Annotated in this window: 23 protein-coding genes; 13 read left to right on the top strand and 10 right to left on the bottom strand. The window is 35.9% G+C overall.

Annotated features, from left to right (window positions below; translation table 11 throughout):
- Nucleotides 1-27 precede the first annotated feature (27 nt).
- The 5 genes from bshA to AC1W31_RS08220 all read left to right on the top strand — a co-directional run bounded on the left by bshA (nt 28) and on the right by AC1W31_RS08220 (nt 5,778).
- Nucleotides 28-1,194, top strand: a complete 1,167-nt coding sequence (bshA, locus tag AC1W31_RS08240; RefSeq protein WP_481733948.1) for an N-acetyl-alpha-D-glucosaminyl L-malate synthase BshA — start codon at nt 28-30, stop codon at nt 1,192-1,194.
- A 127-nt stretch (nt 1,195-1,321) separates the two neighbouring features.
- A complete protein-coding gene (locus AC1W31_RS08235; RefSeq protein WP_481733973.1) occupies nt 1,322-2,605 on the top strand; it encodes an NAD(P)/FAD-dependent oxidoreductase in 1,284 nt (427 codons plus the stop codon).
- Nucleotides 2,606-2,774: 169 nt separating this feature from the next.
- Nucleotides 2,775-3,425: a sterol desaturase family protein gene (locus AC1W31_RS08230; RefSeq protein ID WP_481733947.1), complete on the top strand. Its 651-nt coding sequence runs from the start codon at nt 2,775-2,777 to the stop codon at nt 3,423-3,425.
- 187 nt (nt 3,426-3,612) lie between these two features.
- On the top strand, nt 3,613-4,299 hold the full coding sequence (locus tag AC1W31_RS08225; protein ID WP_481733946.1) for a response regulator: 687 nt from the start codon (nt 3,613-3,615) through the stop codon (nt 4,297-4,299).
- A gap of 99 nt (nt 4,300-4,398) precedes the next feature.
- Complete coding sequence (locus tag AC1W31_RS08220; RefSeq protein WP_481733945.1) at nt 4,399-5,778, top strand: HAMP domain-containing sensor histidine kinase; 1,380 nt, start codon at nt 4,399-4,401, stop codon at nt 5,776-5,778.
- An 85-nt stretch (nt 5,779-5,863) separates the two neighbouring features.
- Here the strand turns inward: AC1W31_RS08220 and folK are convergent, their stop codons facing one another.
- The gene (folK, locus tag AC1W31_RS08215) at nt 5,864-6,484 is read right to left on the bottom strand and encodes a 2-amino-4-hydroxy-6-hydroxymethyldihydropteridine diphosphokinase (protein ID WP_481733944.1); all 621 of its coding nucleotides are present in this window, start codon (nt 6,482-6,484) and stop codon (nt 5,864-5,866) included.
- A 125-nt stretch (nt 6,485-6,609) separates the two neighbouring features.
- On the opposite strand from folK, the gene AC1W31_RS08210 reads away from it, so the two are divergent.
- The 3 genes from AC1W31_RS08210 to AC1W31_RS08200 all read left to right on the top strand — a co-directional run bounded on the left by AC1W31_RS08210 (nt 6,610) and on the right by AC1W31_RS08200 (nt 8,968).
- Nucleotides 6,610-7,164, top strand: a complete 555-nt coding sequence (locus AC1W31_RS08210; protein ID WP_481733943.1) for a YqgE/AlgH family protein — start codon at nt 6,610-6,612, stop codon at nt 7,162-7,164.
- Between the two features lie 138 nt (nt 7,165-7,302).
- The gene (locus AC1W31_RS08205) at nt 7,303-8,253 is read left to right on the top strand and encodes a CPBP family intramembrane glutamic endopeptidase (protein ID WP_481733942.1); all 951 of its coding nucleotides are present in this window, start codon (nt 7,303-7,305) and stop codon (nt 8,251-8,253) included.
- A gap of 178 nt (nt 8,254-8,431) precedes the next feature.
- Nucleotides 8,432-8,968 (top strand): DUF2911 domain-containing protein, encoded by a 537-nt coding sequence (locus AC1W31_RS08200; protein WP_481733941.1) that lies wholly within the window; start codon nt 8,432-8,434, stop codon nt 8,966-8,968.
- 80 nt (nt 8,969-9,048) lie between these two features.
- Here the strand turns inward: AC1W31_RS08200 and AC1W31_RS08195 are convergent, their stop codons facing one another.
- Nucleotides 9,049-11,871, bottom strand: a complete 2,823-nt coding sequence (locus AC1W31_RS08195) for a putative LPS assembly protein LptD (RefSeq protein ID WP_481733940.1) — start codon at nt 11,869-11,871, stop codon at nt 9,049-9,051.
- 123 nt (nt 11,872-11,994) lie between these two features.
- On the opposite strand from AC1W31_RS08195, the gene AC1W31_RS08190 reads away from it, so the two are divergent.
- Together AC1W31_RS08190 and AC1W31_RS08185 are read left to right on the top strand one after the other, a co-directional pair.
- The gene (locus AC1W31_RS08190; RefSeq protein WP_481733939.1) at nt 11,995-12,813 is read left to right on the top strand and encodes an N-acetylmuramoyl-L-alanine amidase family protein; all 819 of its coding nucleotides are present in this window, start codon (nt 11,995-11,997) and stop codon (nt 12,811-12,813) included.
- A gap of 83 nt (nt 12,814-12,896) precedes the next feature.
- Nucleotides 12,897-13,847, top strand: a complete 951-nt coding sequence (locus AC1W31_RS08185; protein WP_481733938.1) for an MlaD family protein — start codon at nt 12,897-12,899, stop codon at nt 13,845-13,847.
- Between the two features lie 96 nt (nt 13,848-13,943).
- Here the strand turns inward: AC1W31_RS08185 and AC1W31_RS08180 are convergent, their stop codons facing one another.
- From AC1W31_RS08180 to AC1W31_RS08145, 8 genes are all read right to left on the bottom strand, one after another.
- On the bottom strand, nt 13,944-14,411 hold the full coding sequence (locus AC1W31_RS08180; RefSeq protein ID WP_481733937.1) for an Lrp/AsnC family transcriptional regulator: 468 nt from the start codon (nt 14,409-14,411) through the stop codon (nt 13,944-13,946).
- Between the two features lie 65 nt (nt 14,412-14,476).
- On the bottom strand, nt 14,477-14,947 hold the full coding sequence (locus AC1W31_RS08175; RefSeq protein WP_481733936.1) for a CYTH domain-containing protein: 471 nt from the start codon (nt 14,945-14,947) through the stop codon (nt 14,477-14,479).
- Nucleotides 14,948-15,149: 202 nt separating this feature from the next.
- Complete coding sequence (locus AC1W31_RS08170) at nt 15,150-15,590, bottom strand: hypothetical protein (RefSeq protein ID WP_481733935.1); 441 nt, start codon at nt 15,588-15,590, stop codon at nt 15,150-15,152.
- Between the two features lie 56 nt (nt 15,591-15,646).
- Nucleotides 15,647-16,039 carry a hypothetical protein gene (locus tag AC1W31_RS08165; RefSeq protein ID WP_481733934.1) on the bottom strand — a complete coding sequence of 131 codons (393 nt, stop codon included), beginning with the start codon at nt 16,037-16,039 and terminating at the stop codon, nt 15,647-15,649.
- A 2-nt stretch (nt 16,040-16,041) separates the two neighbouring features.
- Nucleotides 16,042-16,962 (bottom strand): hydroxymethylbilane synthase, encoded by a 921-nt coding sequence (gene hemC / locus AC1W31_RS08160; protein ID WP_481733933.1) that lies wholly within the window; start codon nt 16,960-16,962, stop codon nt 16,042-16,044.
- A gap of 35 nt (nt 16,963-16,997) precedes the next feature.
- Nucleotides 16,998-17,321 (bottom strand): type II toxin-antitoxin system PemK/MazF family toxin, encoded by a 324-nt coding sequence (locus AC1W31_RS08155; protein ID WP_481733932.1) that lies wholly within the window; start codon nt 17,319-17,321, stop codon nt 16,998-17,000.
- Nucleotides 17,321-17,545 (bottom strand): hypothetical protein, encoded by a 225-nt coding sequence (locus AC1W31_RS08150; RefSeq protein ID WP_481733931.1) that lies wholly within the window; start codon nt 17,543-17,545, stop codon nt 17,321-17,323. The genes AC1W31_RS08155 and AC1W31_RS08150 overlap by 1 nt, the downstream gene beginning before the upstream one ends.
- 33 nt (nt 17,546-17,578) lie before the next feature.
- On the bottom strand, nt 17,579-18,718 hold the full coding sequence (locus AC1W31_RS08145; RefSeq protein ID WP_481733930.1) for a DNA polymerase III subunit: 1,140 nt from the start codon (nt 18,716-18,718) through the stop codon (nt 17,579-17,581).
- A gap of 116 nt (nt 18,719-18,834) precedes the next feature.
- On the opposite strand from AC1W31_RS08145, the gene AC1W31_RS08140 reads away from it, so the two are divergent.
- From AC1W31_RS08140 to AC1W31_RS08130, 3 genes are all read left to right on the top strand, one after another.
- Nucleotides 18,835-20,346, top strand: coding sequence for a lipopolysaccharide biosynthesis protein (locus AC1W31_RS08140; protein ID WP_481733929.1), 1,512 nt, complete (start codon nt 18,835-18,837; stop codon nt 20,344-20,346).
- A gap of 152 nt (nt 20,347-20,498) precedes the next feature.
- Nucleotides 20,499-20,816, top strand: a complete 318-nt coding sequence (locus tag AC1W31_RS08135; RefSeq protein ID WP_481733928.1) for a hypothetical protein — start codon at nt 20,499-20,501, stop codon at nt 20,814-20,816.
- 95 nt (nt 20,817-20,911) lie between these two features.
- Nucleotides 20,912-21,214 carry a cell division protein ZapA gene (locus AC1W31_RS08130; RefSeq protein ID WP_481733927.1) on the top strand — a complete coding sequence of 101 codons (303 nt, stop codon included), beginning with the start codon at nt 20,912-20,914 and terminating at the stop codon, nt 21,212-21,214.
- Nucleotides 21,215-21,518 lie beyond the last annotated feature (304 nt).

The raw sequence follows: 21,518 nt of genomic DNA, 5'->3' as shown, positions 1-21,518 counted from the left end.
AATCAGTCATTCCCTCATTGCTAATTAATGAAAATCGGAATTGTATGTTATCCAACCTACGGTGGTAGTGGCGTAGTAGCTACCGAATTAGGTAAGGCCCTCGCAAAAGTGGGTCATCAAGTACATTTTATCACGTACTCGCAGCCTTCGAGGTTGGATTTTTTTAACGAAAATATCAACTATCACGAAGTCAGTATTTCGTCTTATCCACTGTTCCAATATTTGCCCTACGAGTCAGCTTTGGCGAGTAAAATTGTGGATGTTGTCATCAACGAAAAGCTTGATTTACTGCACGTACATTATGCCATTCCGCACGCCTCGGCTGCCTATTTGGCGAAGCAAATTTTAAAATCCAAAGGGATTCATGTTCCATTCATTACAACTTTGCACGGAACGGACATTACGCTCGTAGGAAAAGACCCGTCTTTTGAACCCGTTGTAACGTTTTCAATCAACGAATCTGATGGTGTAACAGCCGTTTCTGAAAGTTTGAAAAATGATACTTATTCAGAGTTTGAAATTGTGAATCATATTGAAGTAATTCCTAACTTTATTGACTTAGAACGTTTCAAAAAATTAAGGAAAGACCATTTCAAAATTGCCATTTGTCCCAACGGAGAAAAATTATTAATGCACACTTCCAATTTTAGAAAAGTTAAGCGTATTGAAGATATTGTACAAGTTTTTTATCGAGTAAATAAACAAATTCCCTGCAAATTACTTTTGGTGGGCGACGGGCCCGAACGAACTGGTATCGAGATGCTTTGTCGTGAATTGGGCGTACAAAATGATGTTAGATTTTTAGGAAAATTGGACGTTATTGAAGAGGTTTTGTCATTGGCAGATTTATTTTTATTAACTTCTGAAAAAGAAAGTTTTGGACTCGCTGCCTTGGAAGCAATGGCTTGTGAAGTACCCGTGATTTCGTCGGATGCGGGAGGAATTACGGAGGTAAATATCCACGGGGTAACGGGTTATGTTTCAAAAATTGGCGATGTGGACGACATGGCAAAAAATGCTATTTCGCTCTTAGAAAATGATGAAAAATTAGCCCAATTTAAGCACAATGCCCTCGAACAAGCCAAACAATTTGATATTGAGAAAATCTTACCTTTGTATGAACGTTATTACGAAAAAGTAACCGCCAAAAGCTGGAAGTTCCCAACGCAAATTTGTGCGGAGAAGGAGAAATAGATTAGCCCAACAGCCATAAATATCAAAATATGGAATACGGATGAAACGGATTTAACACGGATTTTTAACAAAATTGTTTCAATCCGTGTCAACTCTCTTTCATCCGTGTTTCAACAAAACCGAAATTATGCCCCTAAATATTCCACAAACTAACCAAAAAAGAATCATCATCATCGGAGCCGGTTTCGGTGGTTTGCAAGTTGCCCAAAGCTTGGCAGGCAATGATGATTTTCAAGTTGTTTTGATTGATAAAAACAATTATCATCAATTTCAACCCCTGTTTTATCAAGTGGCTACCGCTGGTATTGAACCTTCTGCTATTTCATTTCCCCTTCGTTTGGCATTTCATAATCACCCGAATGTTCACGTTCGAGTGGCTTCTGTAACGAAAATTATTTCTGAAAATAATACAATTGAAACCAATTTAGGAGAACTCCAGTACGATTATTTGATCATGGCAATTGGTGCGGATACCAATTTTTTTGGTAATCAAAATATTGCAGAAAAAGCCCTGCCGATGAAGTCAGTTGGCGAGGCTTTGGGACTTCGGAACAGATTATTAGAGAGTTTTGAGAAAGCCTTAGTGTCTGATAATGAAGAAGATAAAGCAGGATTGTTGACGGTTGTTGTGGTTGGCGGAGGGCCTACGGGTGTAGAGGTTTCGGGTACTTTGGCAGAAATGAAAAAGCACGTATTACCCAAAGATTATCCCGAATTAAATTTTGATTTAATGCAAATTTATATTGTAGAATCAGGAGCGGAGCTGCTGGGACCGATGTCGAAAAATGCACAAGTAAAATCAAAAGAATATCTTGAACAATTAGGGGTAAACGTGATGTTAGACTGTCGGGTAAGTGATTTTGATGGTGAGTATGCTTATTTTAATGATGGTTCAAAAATCAGAACGAATAATTTGGTTTGGGCTGCTGGGGTAAAAGCCAACTCAATTGAAGGAATAAATCCATCCATCATCGTGCGGGGTGGGCGTATGAAAGTTAATAGTTTTAGTCAAGTAGAGGGTTACAATAACATTTTTGCCCTTGGCGATGTTGCTCTTATGACGGAAGAAAAATACCCAAATGGACATCCGCAAGTGGCTCAGCCCGCTATCCAACAAGGAAAATTATTAGCCAAAAATTTGATAAATCTCACAAGAGGTAATGAATTAAAAGCGTTTATTTACAGAGATTTAGGCTCAATGGCAACCGTTGGACGAAATCTGGCAGTTGTGGATTTACCTTTCTGGAAATTTCAAGGATTCTTTGCGTGGCTCACTTGGATGTTTGTCCATTTAATGGCAATCGTTGGGGTGAAGAATAAAATGTTGATTTTTATTAACTGGCTTTGGAATTATGTTACTTACGACCAATCGTTGAGATTGATTATTCGGGCTAAGTCACCGAAGAGTTGAATGAAATATTTTTCTATTCCACTCAAACCACAAATTAAAAAATTATGTATCTTTGTGATTATAGTTCAATAAAAACGGAGGTAATTGGCATTTTTTATTAAATTAGTACAATTTTTTATTAATTTTAATTTCTAAATATATAGGCTAATCCTACCAGTAGAATAATTTTATGGAAGCAACAAACAATAAAGTAAGACCTAAGAATAGTGGAACAAAACAATTATTTAAAAACCCTATTTTAGAGAAACTTTCACACACACACATCGCTACACCAGTATCGATATTTTTTGTGGCGGGTGCAATTTTAGGTTATTATGCCTTTACGCATACAAATTTAGAAAATTGGGTAATTGGAACCTTGTTTTTAACGGGCGCAATCGTTTTTACTTTTGTAGAATATTGGGTGCATCGTAGTGTCTATCACATCGAACCTACTACGGATGCTCGTGCTAAATTTCAGTATATAACTCATGGTGTTCACCACGAATATCCGAAAGATAAAACTCGTTTGGCCATGCCACCAGTTATTGCTGCAGTGGCTGCTATAACCCTTTTTACGGTATTTTTCCTTTTAATGGGTGAATCTGCTTACGCATTTTTTCCAGGATTTATTTGGGGTTATGCCGCATACTTATTGGTTCATTATTCGGTACATGCTTATGCTCCTCCAAAAAATTTCATGAAGCAATTGTGGATAAACCACGCTGTACATCATTATAAAGATGGCAATGCCGTTTTTGGGGTGTCATCTCCCTTGTGGGATCATGTTTTTGGCACAATGGCAACGATGGACAAAACAAAGGTTTCTGAGAATTTGTAAAATAAGATTTCTAAAATTGCCTTTAAAACTCCGTAAGATAAAAATATCTCTTGCGGAGTTTTTTGTTTTATCTTTGGGAATATTCGATGTTTTATTTTCGTTGTTCGATTATCGTTCATCGACATTAGTTTTTACCTGCATTGAAAACCGAACAACGAAAAACGACAATCAAAAATCGAACAACGAAATGAAAATACTACTTATAGAAGACGAACCCAAAACACTTCAATCGCTCCGACAAGGATTAGAAGAAAATGGTTTTGACGTGGACATTGCCTACGACGGAATGATTGGGAAACATCTTGCCAAAAAAAACCATTACCAAATCATCGTTTCTGACATTATTATGCCAGGTATTAATGGCTTGCAGATGAGTAAAGAACTGCGTCAAGAAGGCATTACTACACCCATTTTGATGCTCACAGCTTTGGGAAGTATTGAAGAAAAGCTGATGGGTTTTGATGCAGGAGCCGATGATTATTTGGTCAAACCTTTCGACTTTTTGGAACTTTTGGCTCGAATAAAAGTATTGGCAAAGCGAAGTACACAAACTCCCTTGCCAGTTACTGGTAATACATTGACATACAGTGATTTAGAAATGAATTTTGACGCTCATTCCGTAACAAGAGGAGGTGATAAAATTGATCTAACCGCCCGTGAGTTTGCTTTGTTGGAATACCTTTTGAGAAATCACGGAAAGGTGATTTCAAAGGCCGATATTGCTCAAAAAGTATGGGATAGTCGTTTTGATATGGGAACAAACGTCATCGAAGTTTTTATGACAATGTTACGGAAAAAAGTAGATAAAAATTATGATACCAAACTCATTCACACGCAATATGGCGTTGGCTATGTGTTGAAGGTTGAGGAATAAAGCAATTTGAAAAGAAAATTTGAAGATGAAAAACAATGATTTCTCAATGGAATTAGTCACTCTCTAATTAGCACATTTTCAAATTATCAAAATAAATTTATGCAAATCAGAGCCAAACTTACTTTACAATTTACCTTATTGGTTTCAGTGATTGTGTTAGCAATCTTCGTGGTAATTTATTGGCTTCGGAATAATTACATTGAAGAAGAATTTTACAAAAGACTTACCCAAAAAGCATCAACCTCGGCTGAATTATTGGTTACTATTAAAGAAGTAAATACCAAATTATTAAGGAAAATTCAGAAGGCGAATAATGATGTTTTATACCGGGAAAACTTGATTATTTATGATTATAAAAATATAAAAGTATTCTCTGGTAACGATACCATCCGTTTTAATGTATCGCCCGAAATGTTAAATCAAGTCCAAAAACAACATTATGCCCGTTTCAGACAGGGCGATTTTAAAATTGTTGGAATGCTTTATACAGATAGATTTAATCGGGTAATAACGGTGGCAGGTGCCGTAGATAAATCTGGACAAAAAGACCTTGAAAACCTCAAAAATATCATGATTTCCTTATTTTTGGCGGTCTTAGTTTTGGTTTCTTTGGCAGGGAGATATTTTGCGGCAAGAGCGTTGGCACCTATTTCAGAAGTTATTTTTCAGGTACAATCCATTTATCCGCAAAATGTAAATCAGCGACTGACCATTCAAAATCCCAAAGATGAAATTGGGCGGCTTACGGCCACTTTTAACGAACTTTTAGAACGAATTGCCGAGGTATTTAGACTGCAAAATCTCTTCGTTTCAAATGTCTCCCACGAGATGAAAAACCCTTTGATGAAAATCGGCTCACAGATTGATGTTGCCTTGCTCAAAGAACGTAGCCCTCAACAATATCTTGCTACATTACAGTCAGTTAGGCAAGATATCCGTGAAATGGGACAACTTTCAAATACATTGTTGGAATTGGCAAAAGTGAGCGATTTGAACCATAAATTGATGTACGACGAAGTGCGTTTGGATGAAACTATTTGGGAAGCAGGCGACCTTTTATTACAAGCCGAACAAAAATATCAAGTACAAGTAGATTTTGCTGACGGTTTGGAAGAAGATACGCAATTGGTGGTGAAAGGAAACGCCCAATTATTGAAAACCGCCTTTGTGAATTTGATGGAAAATGGCTGTAAATTCTCAGAAAATTATTCGGTAAAAGTGAGTTTACACTTTGAAAAAGACCATATTGAAGTGATGTTTACGAATAGTGGCGTGATGGAACAACCCGAAATGGACTTAATTTTTGAGCCTTTTTATCGTAGTCAGAATACGGCAAGTATTAAAGGCTACGGGGTAGGATTATCCTTGGTAAACAGAATTGTGAAACTTCACGGAGGCAATATTACGGTACAATCCACTGGTAATCAGACGGTTTTTGTGCTGTGGTTGCCTTATTCAGTGGGAAACTTAGGTAATTAGGGATTGGGTCAGCAGTCAAGTTCAAATCTGTTGAGTTCTCAGAAGAAAATATATTTTAACCATTTCCAAATCCCTAATTACCCAATTACCTAATCCCCAAAAATAATTCCAAAACCGTTTTTCCTAACACAGGATGCACCAAATCGGGAGCAATTTCAGCCAAAGGAGTCAAAGCAAAATCTCGTTCTTGCATGAGTGGATGCGGGATTTTCAGGTCGGGTTCATCAATAATTTCATTTTCATAAAACATGATGTCAATATCAATTAATCTGGCTCCCCATTTTTCTTTCCTGATTCTACCTAACTGATTTTCAATCGATTGTGTTTGTTCTAAAATCTCCAAAGGACTTAAGTTCGTATGTATGGCAATGGCTAAATTTAAAAAATCTGGTTGGTCTGTCACGCCCCAAGGTTTTGTTTCATAGTCTTTTGACTGTAAAATTATTACGCCTACTTTTCTGTTTAATAATTCGAGGGCTTCATCTAAAACTTCTTTTCTATTTCCTAAATTTGAACCTAAAAGCAGATAGACTGTTTTTAAGATAGTAATTGGAAAATGTTCACGTTTATATTTTTCCATAAGTTTGGTTAAATGGTTAAAATTACTTTCTGCTGAGTCATGCAAAACAGGCGAAGAATCTGTCAGAATGAAAATTTTTTCTAATGCTTCTTCGGACTGTTTTTTAGTTTGGATTGATTTTAACACAGGAATTTATTTTGCGGTTTTCCACGTTATTATGGATTACTAATATGTTATTTTTTTGCAAATTTATCAAAAATAAAATATCTTTAAGGAAAATAGTAAACATCAACATCCGAAATAATATTACCATGCGCAACGTACAACAAGGCTCCGTTTTAATCTCTGAACCATTTTTGGGTGATCCAAATTTCGAGAGAAGCGTCGTGTTAATTTGTGAACACGAAACCACGCAAGGCACATTTGGCTTAATTCTAAATCAAACTTCTAATCTGTTACTTGCCGATGTATTAGAAGAAAATATTTACCCTGATGTTCCATTATTTGTGGGTGGTCCCGTTCAGCACAACACACTCCATTATTTGCATCGTCGTCCCGATTTAATTGATGGTGGCGTTGAAATAATGAATGGTGTAACGTGGGGAGGTAATTTTAGCCAAGTCAAGGAATTGCTTAATAATGGCGTACTGTCGCCCAATGATATTCGATGTTTTATTGGTTATTCAGGTTGGGAAATTGACCAATTAGTTGGAGAACTCAAAAAAGATTCGTGGATAATTTCTCAAACAACGGCTGATATCATCTTCGACACACCCACCAAAAGTTTCTGGAGAAGTTTATTAAAAGATATGGGTGGTGATTTTAAAGTCATGTCTAATTATCCAATTGATCCACGGCTGAATTAGAAATTATGTATAATAAATATGGGACCACGGGTTGCACAGATTTAACGGATTTTCACAGACAAAAAAATCCTTTAAATCTGTACAACCCGTAATTTTTTTTGTAACGATTTATTTTTCGTTTCCATTTAACTACCCACAATGTTCAAGCAATTTTTTGCGGCAGCTCGTAATAAAAATCAGTGGTATTGGTACCTATTTGCCGTAGCAATCATCCTTATTTTTGCTTCTATTTTTAGCATTCCTCTCTTTATCATTGCAGGAATTAATGGCGTGAAAGATACCTCTAAAAATTTGACTGCCACAGATTTAGGATTGAGCGATGCCCTTTTTTTGGGAATAGAAATGATTCCAAGTATTGGGTTAACGTTGGGCGTAATCACCGCCGCTTGGATACTTCACAAACGCTCGTGGCAATCGCTCATCACTGCCTACCCACGTATAAGATGGGAGCGTTATTTTTTCGGAAATCTTCTTTGGTTAGGCTTAATGATTGGGGGAGAATTAATTATGTATGCCCTTTATCCAAATAATTACATATTTCAATTTGAAACAACGCAATTGGGGGCTTTACTGCTGATTTCCATTTTAGTAATTCCCTTGCAAGCGGCAGGAGAGGAACTTTTTTTTCGTGGATATTTGATGCAAGGCATTGGTTGGGGAACAAAAAAAGCGTGGATTGCCTTAATAATGACCTCGGTGGGTTTTGGATTGATGCACTTGGCTAATCCTGAAATGGAAAAATATGGTCAAGCATTCATTATCACTTATATAATCATGGGTTTATTTTTTGGCGTAATTTCTCTAATGGATGATGGTTTGGAACTGGCAATGGGCGTTCATACGATAAATAATATTTACAATGCCGTATTGGTGACTTTCCCAAATTCTGCCTTAGAATTGCCAACGGCTTTCAGAATTAAGGAGTATAATGCTTGGTTGGGTTTTGGAATTGAGGTACTTCTTTTCGTATTTTTTATCTGGATATGTGCAAAAAAATATGGTTGGACTGATTGGAATAAAATTACTCAACCGATTACCGACCCAAATTCAACTGACATTTCTGCGTCTGATTTAGCCATAAATAAATAATTTTGAACATAAATCAAACTTGCGTATTTTTACGACAGACCCAAAAGTACAGTAGTAAACAGTGGGCAGTTGGCAAAAAAATGATTTATATTTTAAATACTTATATTTTTTACTGCCTACTACTCATCCATAACTAACCAAACCAAATTCTTTCTGTGGGCGAAAAGAAATTTTAATCATGAAAATATTACGGATATTACTCGTTATTTTGGCAGTTTTAGCCTCCGCTTTCGTTTTTTTTAGGTTCTATTATACAAAATCTTTTAGTCCATCGGCATCTGAAAAATTTGAAAAGAATGGTTTGGTTGTAACCGTTGATTATTGTCAGCCCTCTAAAAAAGATCGTTTAATTTTTGGAGAAGAGAAAGATAAGGCACTTGTTCCCTTCGGAAAATGGTGGCGTACTGGAGCAAATGAAGCTACCGTTATTAAATTTTCAAAAGATGTAATAATTGCTGGAAATCCTTTAAAATCAGGAACTTATACGCTTTTTACCATTCCTAATAAAGATAGTTGGACTATTATTTTCAACCAAGAAGTTGGACAATGGGGGCTTTCGTATGATGAGAAAAAGAATGTGATGACCGTGCCAGTGCCTGCATCGCAAACGGATAGTTCGGCTGAACAATTCAAGATTAGTTTTGCAGAACAACCAGAAGGCGGAGATATGATTTTACATTGGGATACTACGGAAGTGGTGGTTCCGATTAAGTAAAGGAGAAATGGAGAGGGGGAGTAAAGGAGAAAAGTAATTTACTTTTCTCCTTTACTCCCCCTCTCCATTTCTCCTCCTCCCTAAAAACCAGCCCTATCATACGAACTTCTTCTACGGGATAATTTCAACTCCTGCAAGAGTGCCGATTTTACTCTTAAATCAAAAGAATAACTACTTTGCCTGCCGTAATAGGCACTCGCAATGGGTGTCCAGTTGAAGGCTGCTTCCCAACAATGCAAATCACGGTGAACACTAATATTGGTTAATGAAATGCCTTTATTGTTAAAATCATAACCCGATTGCAATTTCATATCCCATTTATCGGTCAATTTTAGGGTTCCATTGAAAGTTACAGCACTCACAATTACGGCAGGGGCAAAACCTAATTTACTCAAATTATACTGGTAACTAAACTGAAACTGCCACGGCACCGACCAATCTACGTATTCGTTAATATTTTTATTGACTTGCTTAACTTGCTCCTGTTGAAAATCATTATTCGGCAACGTTGAATTCTGAGGTAATTGTTTTGGCTGCTTGGCTTGTTTCGGTTGGAAACTTTTACCAATTGAAAAACCAAGATTTGATAAACTTGGAGCCTTTAATTCATCAATTCTACTTCCTACCAACGACGACCCATCTTGAATATATTTATACGGATCGAGCGAACCATTCAAATTTATATCAAATTTTTTAACCCTCGATGTAGCTGAAAAAGAGATGGGTGATAACTTAAACTGTTGGGCAAAAAAGTTGTAATTTGTTGATAATGAGAAATTATCTAACAACGTAACCTTCTCATATTCCTTGGCGGCGGTATCCGACTTTGATTTTATTTTTGCCTCTAAAGTATTGGAAATACTAAAATTTACACCTCCCGATTGACTGCCGTAATTGGTTAATCGTGGGTCGAAAGTTGAGATTCTTCTGAATGTTCCTACGACTTGTTTCCCATTAATCGTTCTGATATCCGTGCCTTTGGTGCTTACTTGTACTTCTTGGTAAAATCCATAAGTTGGGTCGGTGAAATCTGGGGTATAATTTAAACTTAACGAAGGACTCATAATGTGCCTAATTCCACGCAAACGACCTTTATTGATGTTGATAGTACCGTATAAGCGGGTGTTCATACTGGCAGAAAAATTGTATTGATAATCTGGAAAAAATCCTTGTCCCGATGAATCAATATTTACCACACCGTTCCTCGCCAATGTATCACTGGCATAAGGTTTAAAACGAGCATCACCCGACTGAATAAATGCGTATTTAAACTTGCGTCGGTACACATTTCCAGAAAGACTCATGCCAGGCGTTAAATTTATATACTTACCTAATTTGAGGTTTGGTAATGATAATGGAATTGAATAATTCATTCTGAAATTGGCATTTTTCAATATTTCAGGCAAATTTTCAAGATTAAATCCAATTACCCCATCACGGGCTAAATTTGCCGTTTGGTTAGCAACTACCCGTGGGTCAACAATTAGTGGTCTATTGGGATTTGTATCAAGTGTATCTTTTTGACGGTTCACGTTGTAGGGCAAACTGTTATAAGCCCGGTTGTTTAAAGCCACTTGATTGGTAATTCCGAATGAACCGCTGAAATCTAACCCCAAACGAAAACCATCCCAAAAACGCTCTGAAACGGCATTTTTCTTCTTAAAAGGTTGGAATTGATTTAAGCCGAAAGAAAAATTATTATTGACATTTACTGCCTTCGTAATCGTATTTTGGTCAGCCTGCAAACTCAAACTGGTACGAATGGTTTGTCCAAAATTTCTTGAATATTGAACAGACGAATTTAAAGCAGTTGAAATATAGCTGTTCGAAGTAACGCTATTGAACTGAGCATTTGAATTACTTTGAACGTTTACCGATGCTGAAAAACTCGAATTTCCTCGACTTTGGGGTGAATGCGACCACTGAATTCCAAAATCGTTACGAGTTTGGCGGTTAAATTCTTTTCCATCATTACTATTTCTGAAAGTCAAATTGAAAGCTCCTCCGTAACGATAACGCTTGATATATTGTGAATTGGCGGTTAATCCAAAACTGCCTTTCGAGTAGATTTCACCCGTCAATTTCAAGCCAATGTTTTCACTAATGGCAAAATAATATCCGCCATCACGTAAGTAAAAACCACGTCCAAGCGGTTCATCGCCATACGTTGGCATCACAATTCCCGACGTTCCGTTTTCTTGCGGAGGTTTGTAGGGAAAGAAACCAAAGGGTAAACCAATGGGCAAAGGAATTTCATTGAGTTCAAACCTGAAAGGGCCCGAAACAATTTCCTTTTTTCCCACCATTTTAATCCTCGAAGCTCGGATATTGTAATGCGGATGTTCTAAATTACAGGTCGTATAAATGGCATTTCGGATGTAGAGATTGTCTTCATTGTCCTTTTTTACGCTCGTGCCTTGTACATACGCATCGCCTTGCTTGGTGATTAAGCCTTTAATAATGGCCTTTCGGGATTTGAAATTATATTTAATCTCATCGGCATCGTAGGGTTCGCCGCCTTGTTTGAAAACAGGTTTGCCAATGGTCTTATTCGTAGCAGTATCTTTCGTACCTTTAGCAAAAACTTCATTTTTATCCCAATTTAATTGGATGAAGTCAGCTTGCAGGACAACGTCCCCGTAGGTTACTTTTGCATCACCATATAAATAAACCACTTGATTCTGGGTATCCATAATGGTAGAATCAGTAGCAGAATAGACTACAGTGGTTTGTAAATCGTTATTCTTTTTTAAAGAGTCAGGCGTAGCTTTTATAAGGCGATCGGCTCTGATGGTATCATTTTTAGTAATATTGGTTCTTAGGTTTTTAGGATTGTTAATAACTTCGCCGCCAATAATACGCTGTGCTTGAATATTATTTATTACAAAAAGCCCTAAAAACAAGCTTATTACGATACTGAATATGTGAAGTGCTTTTTTCAGAAGTCTTAAAATTTTATCTTTGTGATGTTTTCACTACAAAATTAACCCATTCCTTATTTAAGATAACGTACCCGATTGAAAATAATGTTAAAGTTTGTTAAAGCGCTCATATTAGCTACTATTTTTTGTGGATTCGGAGGTTTCAAATCCTTTCAAGATTCGAGCAACAGTTCGATTGATGATAGTCCATTGACTTCCGTTAAAACACGGCTCAAAACGGTTGTTTTAGATGCTGGACACGGGGGTAAAGACCCTGGTTGTCACGGGGCAAATAATAACGAGTCAAAAATTGCCTTGAAAATTGTGTTGGCATTAGGTCAAAAAATTAGCGATGAATTTCCCGATGTCAAAGTGATTTATACTCGTAAAAAGGACGTTTATCCAACGCTCAACGAACGTTCTGCCCTTGCCAATCGAAATAAAGCGGATTTATTTATGTCGATTCATTGTAATTCTCACCCGTCTTCCAAATTTGCTGGAACGGAAACCTATACGATGGGGTTACATAAAACGAATGAGAATCTAAATGTCGCTAAACGAGAGAACTCCGTAATTTTACAAGAGAAGGATTATCAGAAAACCTATAACGGGTTTAATCCAAATTCACCTTTAGCACACATTATGATGGCAAATTATCAGAATGCTTTTATGATGAACAGCATAAAATTTGCTCAGAAAGTAGAAAGACAATTCAAAAAACAAACGAATAGAACGAGCTACGGCGTAAAACAGGCGGGTTTTTTAGTCCTTTGGGAAACTGCTATGCCCAGTGTTTTGATTGAAACTGGTTTTTTAACTAATGGAGCCGAAGAAAAATATTTAGCCTCGGAAGAAGGAAAAGAGGAAGTTGCCCAAGCCATTTTTAAGGCTTTTAAATTGTATAAAGAAGAAATTGAAAACTAACATCAGTTAATAATTGATAATTGACAATTGATAAGATGGTTCTTATTTGTTAGTTATTAATTGTCAATTGTTAATTAAATAATATGTCCATCTCTAAAGAAACTAAAGTGGGTATTCTTGCCCTTGTATCATTTGTAATTTTGTACTTAGGATTTAACTTTCTGAAAGGAAAGGATTTCTTCTCTTCTCAAAATAAATATGTCGTGATTTATGACAATGTAGAAGGTCTGACTTCTGCTAACCAAGTATCAGTAAGTGGTATGAAAGTTGGGCAAGTGAAAGCAGTCGAACTCATTGCTGGTAATAAAGTAAAAGTTACGCTTGTGATTCGCAAAGATTTGCCTTTACCAATTGATACCAAAGCCATTTTATCAGCTGATGGATTATTAGGAGGAAAACTTATCCGATTACAAATGGGAAAAGCAAATAAAGTGATTGAGAACGAAGGGTTAATTTTAGCAGGGAGAGAAACAGGAATCTCTGATTTGATTAAAGAACAAGCTTTACCATTGTTGCATAATTTAGATTCTTTGACTCTTTCACTAAGAGTTGTTACCAAGAGTTTTGAAGCAACGGGTAAATCAGTCAATGGTTTGGTAAGCAATACTGACAAGACCATTTCAACTTTGGGGGGTACTTTGGGAACTACTATTACTGAAAATAGAGCAAGCCTTGCGGGAATTACTGCCAATATGAAAGCGCTTTCAGGCAATTTAATCGAAACCGAAAGAAGTTTGAAGCCACTAATTGGTAAATTTACCTCGATTGCAGATTCTTTGAACGCTTTGAAAATCAGTCAGGCCGTGGCAACTACCCAACGTTCGTTGGAAGGGTTACACAGAATTATGTTGGGAATTGAAGCGGGGCAAGGTTCGATGGGTAAATTATTGAAAGATGATTCGCTTTATTCAAATATTAACCGCTCATTAGCAGATTTAGATAAGTTGTTGATTGACTTTCGTTTAGCTCCAAGACGGTACGTAAATATTTCGATTTTCGGAGGAAAAAAAGCCGACCCACCGATGGTGAAATAGGGAGAAGAAAAGGAAAAAGGAGGAATGGAGAAAGGAAAGATTTACACCTCTTTCTCCATTCTTCTTTTTTCCTTTTTTCCTTTTCTCCATTTCTGCTTACAGAGAAATTGGCACGGGCGTTTGACTCTTAATCTCATTCACCACAAAACGACTTTGGGCATTGCCGATGTTGGGAAGTGTGGCTAATTTATGGAGAATAAAATGACGGTATTCATCCATATCTTTCATTAGAACTTTCAATAAAAAATCAGAACCTCCCGAAATACAGTAACATTCCACCACTTCGGGCAACAATAAAACATCCTTCTCGAATTGTTCCAGAAATACTGCAGCGTGTTCTTTCAACGTTACATCTACCAAAACAACTAAGCTTTTTCCTAATTTTGATTTATTGAGAATTGCCGTATATTTTTCGATAACGCCATCCCGTTCAAGTCGCTTAATTCGCTCATGTATGGGCGTAGTCGTCATGTTCAAGCGTGAAGCAATATCTTTATTAGTCATCAAAGCATCGTCTTGAAGAAACTTTAAAATCTGTAAATCTATGTTATCTAAATTTGTCATATTGAATTCATAACACAGGTTTTAACCTGTTTGGATGATTAACAGACTGAAATCTGTACTGTTTTTTACCAATATTTAAAAGGATTTTTCGATAAATTAGCATTAAAATACTTGCTTTCATGGGTAACTTCATAGTCAATCCACGCAGGAATTTGGAAAGATTCTTCTATCGAATTCAACTCAATTTCTGCTACAATTAAACCTTCATTATCACCATAAAAGATATCAATTTCCCACGTTTTCCCTTGATAATCAATTTTGTAGCGTGTTTTTTCAATATTATTTTCCGTAAAACTATTCAATAATTCTATCGCTTCAGCTATTGGAATTTTATATTCAAATTCTGGCTTAATGGCAGGATTATCGGTTTTACCTTTAATCGTAATAAATCCATGACTTTCAGTTGCTCGCACACGCACCGTTTTGGCTATTTCATTAACGATATAACCTTGTCGGTAATATTCACCTCGAGGTTTCGCAAGCGCCTCCCAAAGGTCATGTTTTACTAAATATTTTCTTTCAATTTCAAATGGCATGATAAGAAGTTATGAATTATAAGTTGTGAGTTTATAATTTGATGATTTTAGACAATTACCGATTAAAACTGGATGACTTATTTAATTCAAAATCCATAAGGTTGTTGCGTTAAAAAAATACCCTTGATTTCTATAACAAAATCAAGGGTAAAGATAATTGAGTAAGATTCGTAATTAAACATTTTTTTCTAACCTCTAATCTCTATTTTCGAAATAAATTACGGACTAAAAATCCACTCATTGCTCCCCAACCACCAACGAGCCCACCGATAAAAACGGTCACTGCAATCAATACGCCTACATTTCCACCAACGGGAAGAATTTGAGCGATTTTATTTGACAAAATTCCTTGGGTTGAAAAGTGATGATACCAAACCATTAATAGCCAAAGTGTTGCAACAGCAGCCATTCCTTTGGCAAAAGTTTCGCCACTGGTTTTTCCAAAAATTGCTCCGCCAATAAATGCCGCTATGGCCACCGTCCACCATTCAAAAAAGTAGCCCACTACAAAAGCCAACACTACGATTGTGGCCGTTAATGGACTGGCAAAAAGTCCTTTAATTTTATCAAGAACTGAAGAAAAACCTGCGTTTGCATCTGCCGAACTTGGCATATTAGATTGTTGGGGGATGTTTAGTGCCATAATGTGGTTTGTATAATTTTTTTGATAAATTTAGTGATTATTCTATTGCAAAATAATTATTTCCCAAATTTTTCATCAGGTCGCCCTCTTAATGCACTCCAAGTTTCATTAATTGCTATTTGAGATACTGCTTGCAAACCAACTAATTCAAATGTAGTCCAAACGGTTTTACGTTTGATATTACTCTTTATTTTACCCGTTCCTTTCGGATAACAAGCCCAAAATGAGCAATCATATTTGCCCGATTTTCCAACTAATTGAACCAGTTTTTCTAATTCATCTTGTTGATAACCAAATACTTGCACAAAATCATAAATCCCTTCTCCGTTTGATTCGGTATCCAACTCAATCCCTGAGAATATTTCAAGATATTCATTTGGGGCATTGACAATCAGCATTTTTTTGTTGCCACTAATACGGAGTTTTTTGAAAATTTCTTCTTTGTTCATGCTTATAAATTAGCTTTAATTTCTTTCAAAATTTTATCGCCTCCCAAGCTCAAAATCTTCTCGGCCAATGCTTTGCCCATTTCTAAAGGATTATTACCCTTGATAGTTTCCTTCAAAATTTCGGTACCATCCAAACTAATTATTCCACCCGTAATTGATCCTGATTTTTGAGAAAGTCCAAAAACAGGAATACTACAACCACCCTGCAAACGTCTCAAAAAGGCACGTTCTGCCAATAATTGCTGTTCGGTTTCAGCATGATTACAGAGTTCTCTAATTTTAGCTTTTTTCGCTGAATCTAAACTAACTGCACATTCCAAAGCTACTGAACCTTGTCCAACGGCGGGCGTAAATTTTTCTGTAGAAATCATCTCGGCAATGTGTTCTTCATAACCCATCCGATGCACCCCCGCATACGCAAGGATGATGGCATCGCACACGCCACTTTCGAGTTTTGCCATGCGAGTTTGAAGATTTCCACGCATATCAACGGTCTGAATATGAGGGTAAAAATGTTTTAGCATCGCTATTCTGCGGGTCGAAGAAGTACCGACAACAAAAGGTTTTTCACTATCTAATCTCAGACTTTTATTGTAACTTACCAAGACATCGTTCACTTTTTCACGTTCAGTAAAAGCAATTAATTCTAAATCATCCGATAATTCTGATTGTAAATCTTTGGCAGAATGTTGGGCAATATCAATTTGTCCCGAACGTAATTGTTCTTCTAATTCCTCCGTAAAAACGCCCTTTGAACCAATCTTCGACAACGAACGGTCGAGAATTTGGTCGCCTTTGGTGTTAATAATTACGATTTCTACTTGCAGACCGCCTTTTTCTAAGGTTTCTCTGATATATTCTGCTTGCCAAAGGGCTAATTTTGAACCTCTTGTTCCTAATTTGATAAGATTATTTACTGACATAATAAAAATGTCTTGATTTTGTCAAGACATAAAATCTAAATATTTATTTGTAAAATTATGATTAAATTTTTATCAATTTCATGAAGTTCATTTTTTGATACTTCTCCTAATTTTCCCAAAACTAACCCTGAATCAATCGTTGCTAATTTAGATAATCGAACCAATGAATTTCTTTTCAATCCATTAGTTGAATTTGCGGATAACATTAAATCATTTGATTCTTGCCAATCTATTTGAGTAGTAATAAAGGCTACGGTGACATCCAATGAGTTAGAAATCAATACCAATGCAGGTCTGGTTTTATTTCCTGAGAGGTCAGTAAATGGAAATGGTAGTAAAATTATATCTCCTTTTTTCATTAAAATTTTTCTTTCAAATCTTCAATTGAATATAAATCTTCTTCTTCATTTAAAAAGGCAAAGGATTTAGATGTTGTATTTATGGCAGTCAGCCCTTTTATAAGTGACGATTCTTCAAATCTTTTAGAAATGAATTCGGCGTAATCATAAACTTCTTCTATTTTTTCAGGAGGCAATTTCTCTAATTGTTTAATTGTCTGTTTGATTAACTCCTTCTTGCTCATGACGTTAAATTTTTATTTTTTAACAAATATACCTTATTTCTTAAACAATCGTGCAATGGTCAGCGACAAGTCCAGATGTAAGATTTTTGCTCTTCCGTTGCGTTCTAAATAATAATGGGTTTGACTTAACTCATTTACAATCAATTCAATAGCTCCCGATTTTACGGCTTTTGAAAAATTCTGAACAAAGGTCAATTCTTCGCCTTCCAATCTGACCAATGACTCTGCGCCGTTTTTCCAGAGTAATAAATCTCTGAAAATATTGAGTCCATATTCCATCATTCCTTTTTGGTATTCTTTCGGAAAAGCGTCAAATTCATCTGCTGTTTTTACTAAAGTGGCAATGTCTGGTTTATAAGCTGAGCGCATCCAAGTGGCAAACCATTGATGTTTACTTTCTCCCTCATAATTCACCAATTCAACGGCTTTCGACAAATTTCCTTCTGAAAGATAAGCAACTTGTTTGGCTCTTTCGTGAGTAATTCCCTCTTTTTTGATAAGATAACCAATCGTTTCTTCATCCGTAAAGGCAGGAATAACAATGCGTTGGGTTCTGGAAAGGATGGTCGTTAATAAGCGATTGGTGTCATTGCATGCCAGAATGAATAGCGTTTTAGCGGGCGGTTCTTCCAGTAATTTGAGTAACGAATTGGCCGATTCAATATTCATCAATTCGGGTTGCCAAATTATCAAAATTTTATACTCCGCTTCAAAAGCTTTCAAAGAAATTTTTTCGATGATATTGTGCGCCTCTTTAATCGGAATAATTCCTTGTTTGTTGCCCGTTACGCCCGTAAATTCCAACCAATCGGTCAAACTTCTGTACGGACTCTCTATCAAGAATTTGCGCCACGTTGGCAACAATTCTAAGATAGTTTCTTTGGCACTTGGCGTTGGGAAAATGTGGTGAATGTCGGGATGAACCATTTTTGCCATTTTCACACAAGAAGCACAACGCCCACAAGCATCACCCAAAAGCCCGCTATTGGTATCGGAGCTGACGGCATTTCTGTCCTCACAATTTATGTAAGTTGCATACGCCCACGCCAATGCCAAATTTGCACTGCCCACTCCTCCATGAAACAACTGAGCATGAGCCACGTGATTTGTCTCAACGGAGTGAATGAGGGTATTTTTTATACTTCCCAGACCGGGAATATCTTGAAAACGCATAATTGAATTTTAATAGGTTGTAAAGTTAAGGAACATTGAGTGAAAAAATAAGGAATTCAAAAAGCTACATTTTTTTAATAACTTCGTAGAAAATTTACCCACCGAAAAACCATTCAATGAGTGTTCTCAAAAAATTAGCGGGCGAAACTGCCTCTTACGGTATTAGTACAATTCTTGGTCGTTCGCTGAATTTCCTTTTGGTCTTTATTCATACGGCTGCCTTTATGCCTGCCGAAATGGGAATTAACGTCAAATTATATGGTTACGTAGCCATTGCCAATATTGTTTATACTTATGGAATGGAAACGGCTTTTTTCCGTTTTGCTCCTGAGGATAAAACAAAATATTACAATATTATTCAATCCGCTATCATTATTAGTAGCATTTTCTTTTCTGGAATTCTCATTATTTTTGCCTCGCCAATCATTGACTATTTGGGTTATGCAGGCAAAGAAACTTTCTTGATTTGGCTGGCACTCATTATTGCCATTGATGCCGTAACTGCTATTCCTTTTGCCCGTTTAAGATTAGAAAAAAAGACTACACGTTTCGTTAAAGCCAAGATTATCAATATTTTAATCAATGTTTTTCTGAATGTTTTCTTTTTGTTGGTATTAAAGAAAATAGCCGAAGGAAACTATCTGATTTCATTGCAACCAATGGCTCAAAAATTGTATAATCCCAAGATTGGAGCGGGTTATATTTTCTTGGCAAATCTCATCGCCAATGCTACATTTTTCTATTTTCTCCGTCCCGAATTCAGAGATTTCAAGTTTCAATTCGATAGAGAAGAATTTAAAAAACTCTGGATTTATGCCTACCCAATTATGATTATGGTGGTAGCAAGTACCTATAATTTGGTTTTTGACAGGTTGCTATTAGAAAAATTTCTTCCCGAAGGATTTTACCCAAATCGTACTTCTCAAGAAGCATTGGGAATATACGGAAGTGTTTATAAACTTTCTATTTTTATGTCCTTGGCAACCCAAGCATTTAGATACGCCGCCGAACCTTTTTTCCTTTCAAAAACGGGCGATAAAAACTCGCCAGAAACTTTAGCGGAGGTCACCAAGTGGTTTTTAATAACCTGTATTTTTATCTGGTTGGGCGTAAGTTTAAATCTCGATTGGCTGAAAGTTCTTTTTCTTCGTCAAAAAATTTATTGGGAAGGAATCATGGTGGTGCCTGTGTTGTTATTAGCCAATTTGTTCTTGGGCGTTTATTATAATATGTCTGTTTGGTTCAAACTGAATAACAAAACTTATTTTGGCACACTCATTACATTCATCGGTTTAGGGATTACGATTATTGCCAATATCATTCTCATTCCACGTATTGGGTACATGGGTTGTGCAATCGCTTTTTTGATTTCTTGTTTCTCGATGACAGCACTATGTTACTTGCTTGGACAACGTTATTATCCTGTACCCTACAAAATTGCATCGGCTTTTGGATATATAATCTCGGCAGGATTATTGATTTGTCTGGTTATGCAAATTAGGTTTGATAATCTCTGGTTATCAATTCCTTATCACATCATTCTGTTGCTTTTATATACGGCAAGTGTTGTGATTGTTGAGCGAAAGACTATTATTCCATTGAAAATCAGAGATAAATACAAATTATAAGGGTGAAATGTCATTTTTTTTTGCCAAATTTGTTATTGATTCTGTATTCTTAGTGCTGTGTTAAGGGTTCTTCGTTCAATTTATTTTATGAATTAACGATTTTGAGAGAAATACGATGAACTTTAGAACCAAGAACTTAGAACCAAACTGAAATGGCTGAATCCCAAATACTCACTCGATTTAGTTCCTTAGAGATGAAACTCAAGGGGCTTTTGAAAGATTATATTGAAGTGAAAAAACAGCTAATCGAGGTTAAAAATGAAAATGAAAAATTGAGGAACGAATTGCATGAATCTCAAGAGTTACAGAAAAATTTAAACCAACAGATAAAAAATTTTAAAAAATCAGATAAATTCACTAAGATTGCAGTAAACAATCTAAAAAGTACAGGCAACCCTGCCGAATTGAAAGAAAAAATTGACGAATATATTTTAGAAATAGAAAAGTGTATTACTCAACTTAGCAATTAGAGTTTTAGAGTTCAATAGTTAAACAGTTCAATAGTTAAATGCTACTTTCTTAACTCTTTAACTCCTCTAACTCTTTAACTTTAAAACTTAAAGAAATGGACAAGAAAATCGTTTGCAATGTCATGGTTGGGACTGAGTATTTTACACTCTATCCTGCGACAGAATTGGATGAGGAAGTTGTTCGTAAAGCTGCTAATTTGATTAATGATAAAATGCAACATTATCAACAGAAAAACGGTATTAAAAGTACACAAAGACTTCTGGCATTAGCTGCATTAGACTATGTAATGAGTAATCTAAAATCTGATTTACTTTATGAGGATTTCCAAGATTCCGTATCTGAGAAACTCACGGGATTAGAAAAAATAGTAGATTCAGTTATAGAAACGCAATTCTAAATTCGTCATACCAATAATTTAATCGTTATTATACATCATTTTTAAATTTAATATCCTTACTTAAAATAATTTAAAATTTTGTATTATCTCTTTAAACGATTACTCTTGTATTAAAGAAAGTATTGAGTAAAACCAATGATTTCGTTTTGCTTAATTTTGAATTTTATTGAGACATTTGAATAAAAATAAGCTCATTTTTGTTTATTAAATACATGATTATAAGCTGTTTAAAATTCAAATCATTAATATTTCAAATAATAAAAACTTCTAATTAAGAACCTTCTTTTCAATCGGCATCTGTCTG

The sequence above is a fragment of the Arcicella sp. genome (genome assembly GCF_964672035.1).
This window is presented reverse-complemented; position numbering and strand designations above follow the sequence as displayed.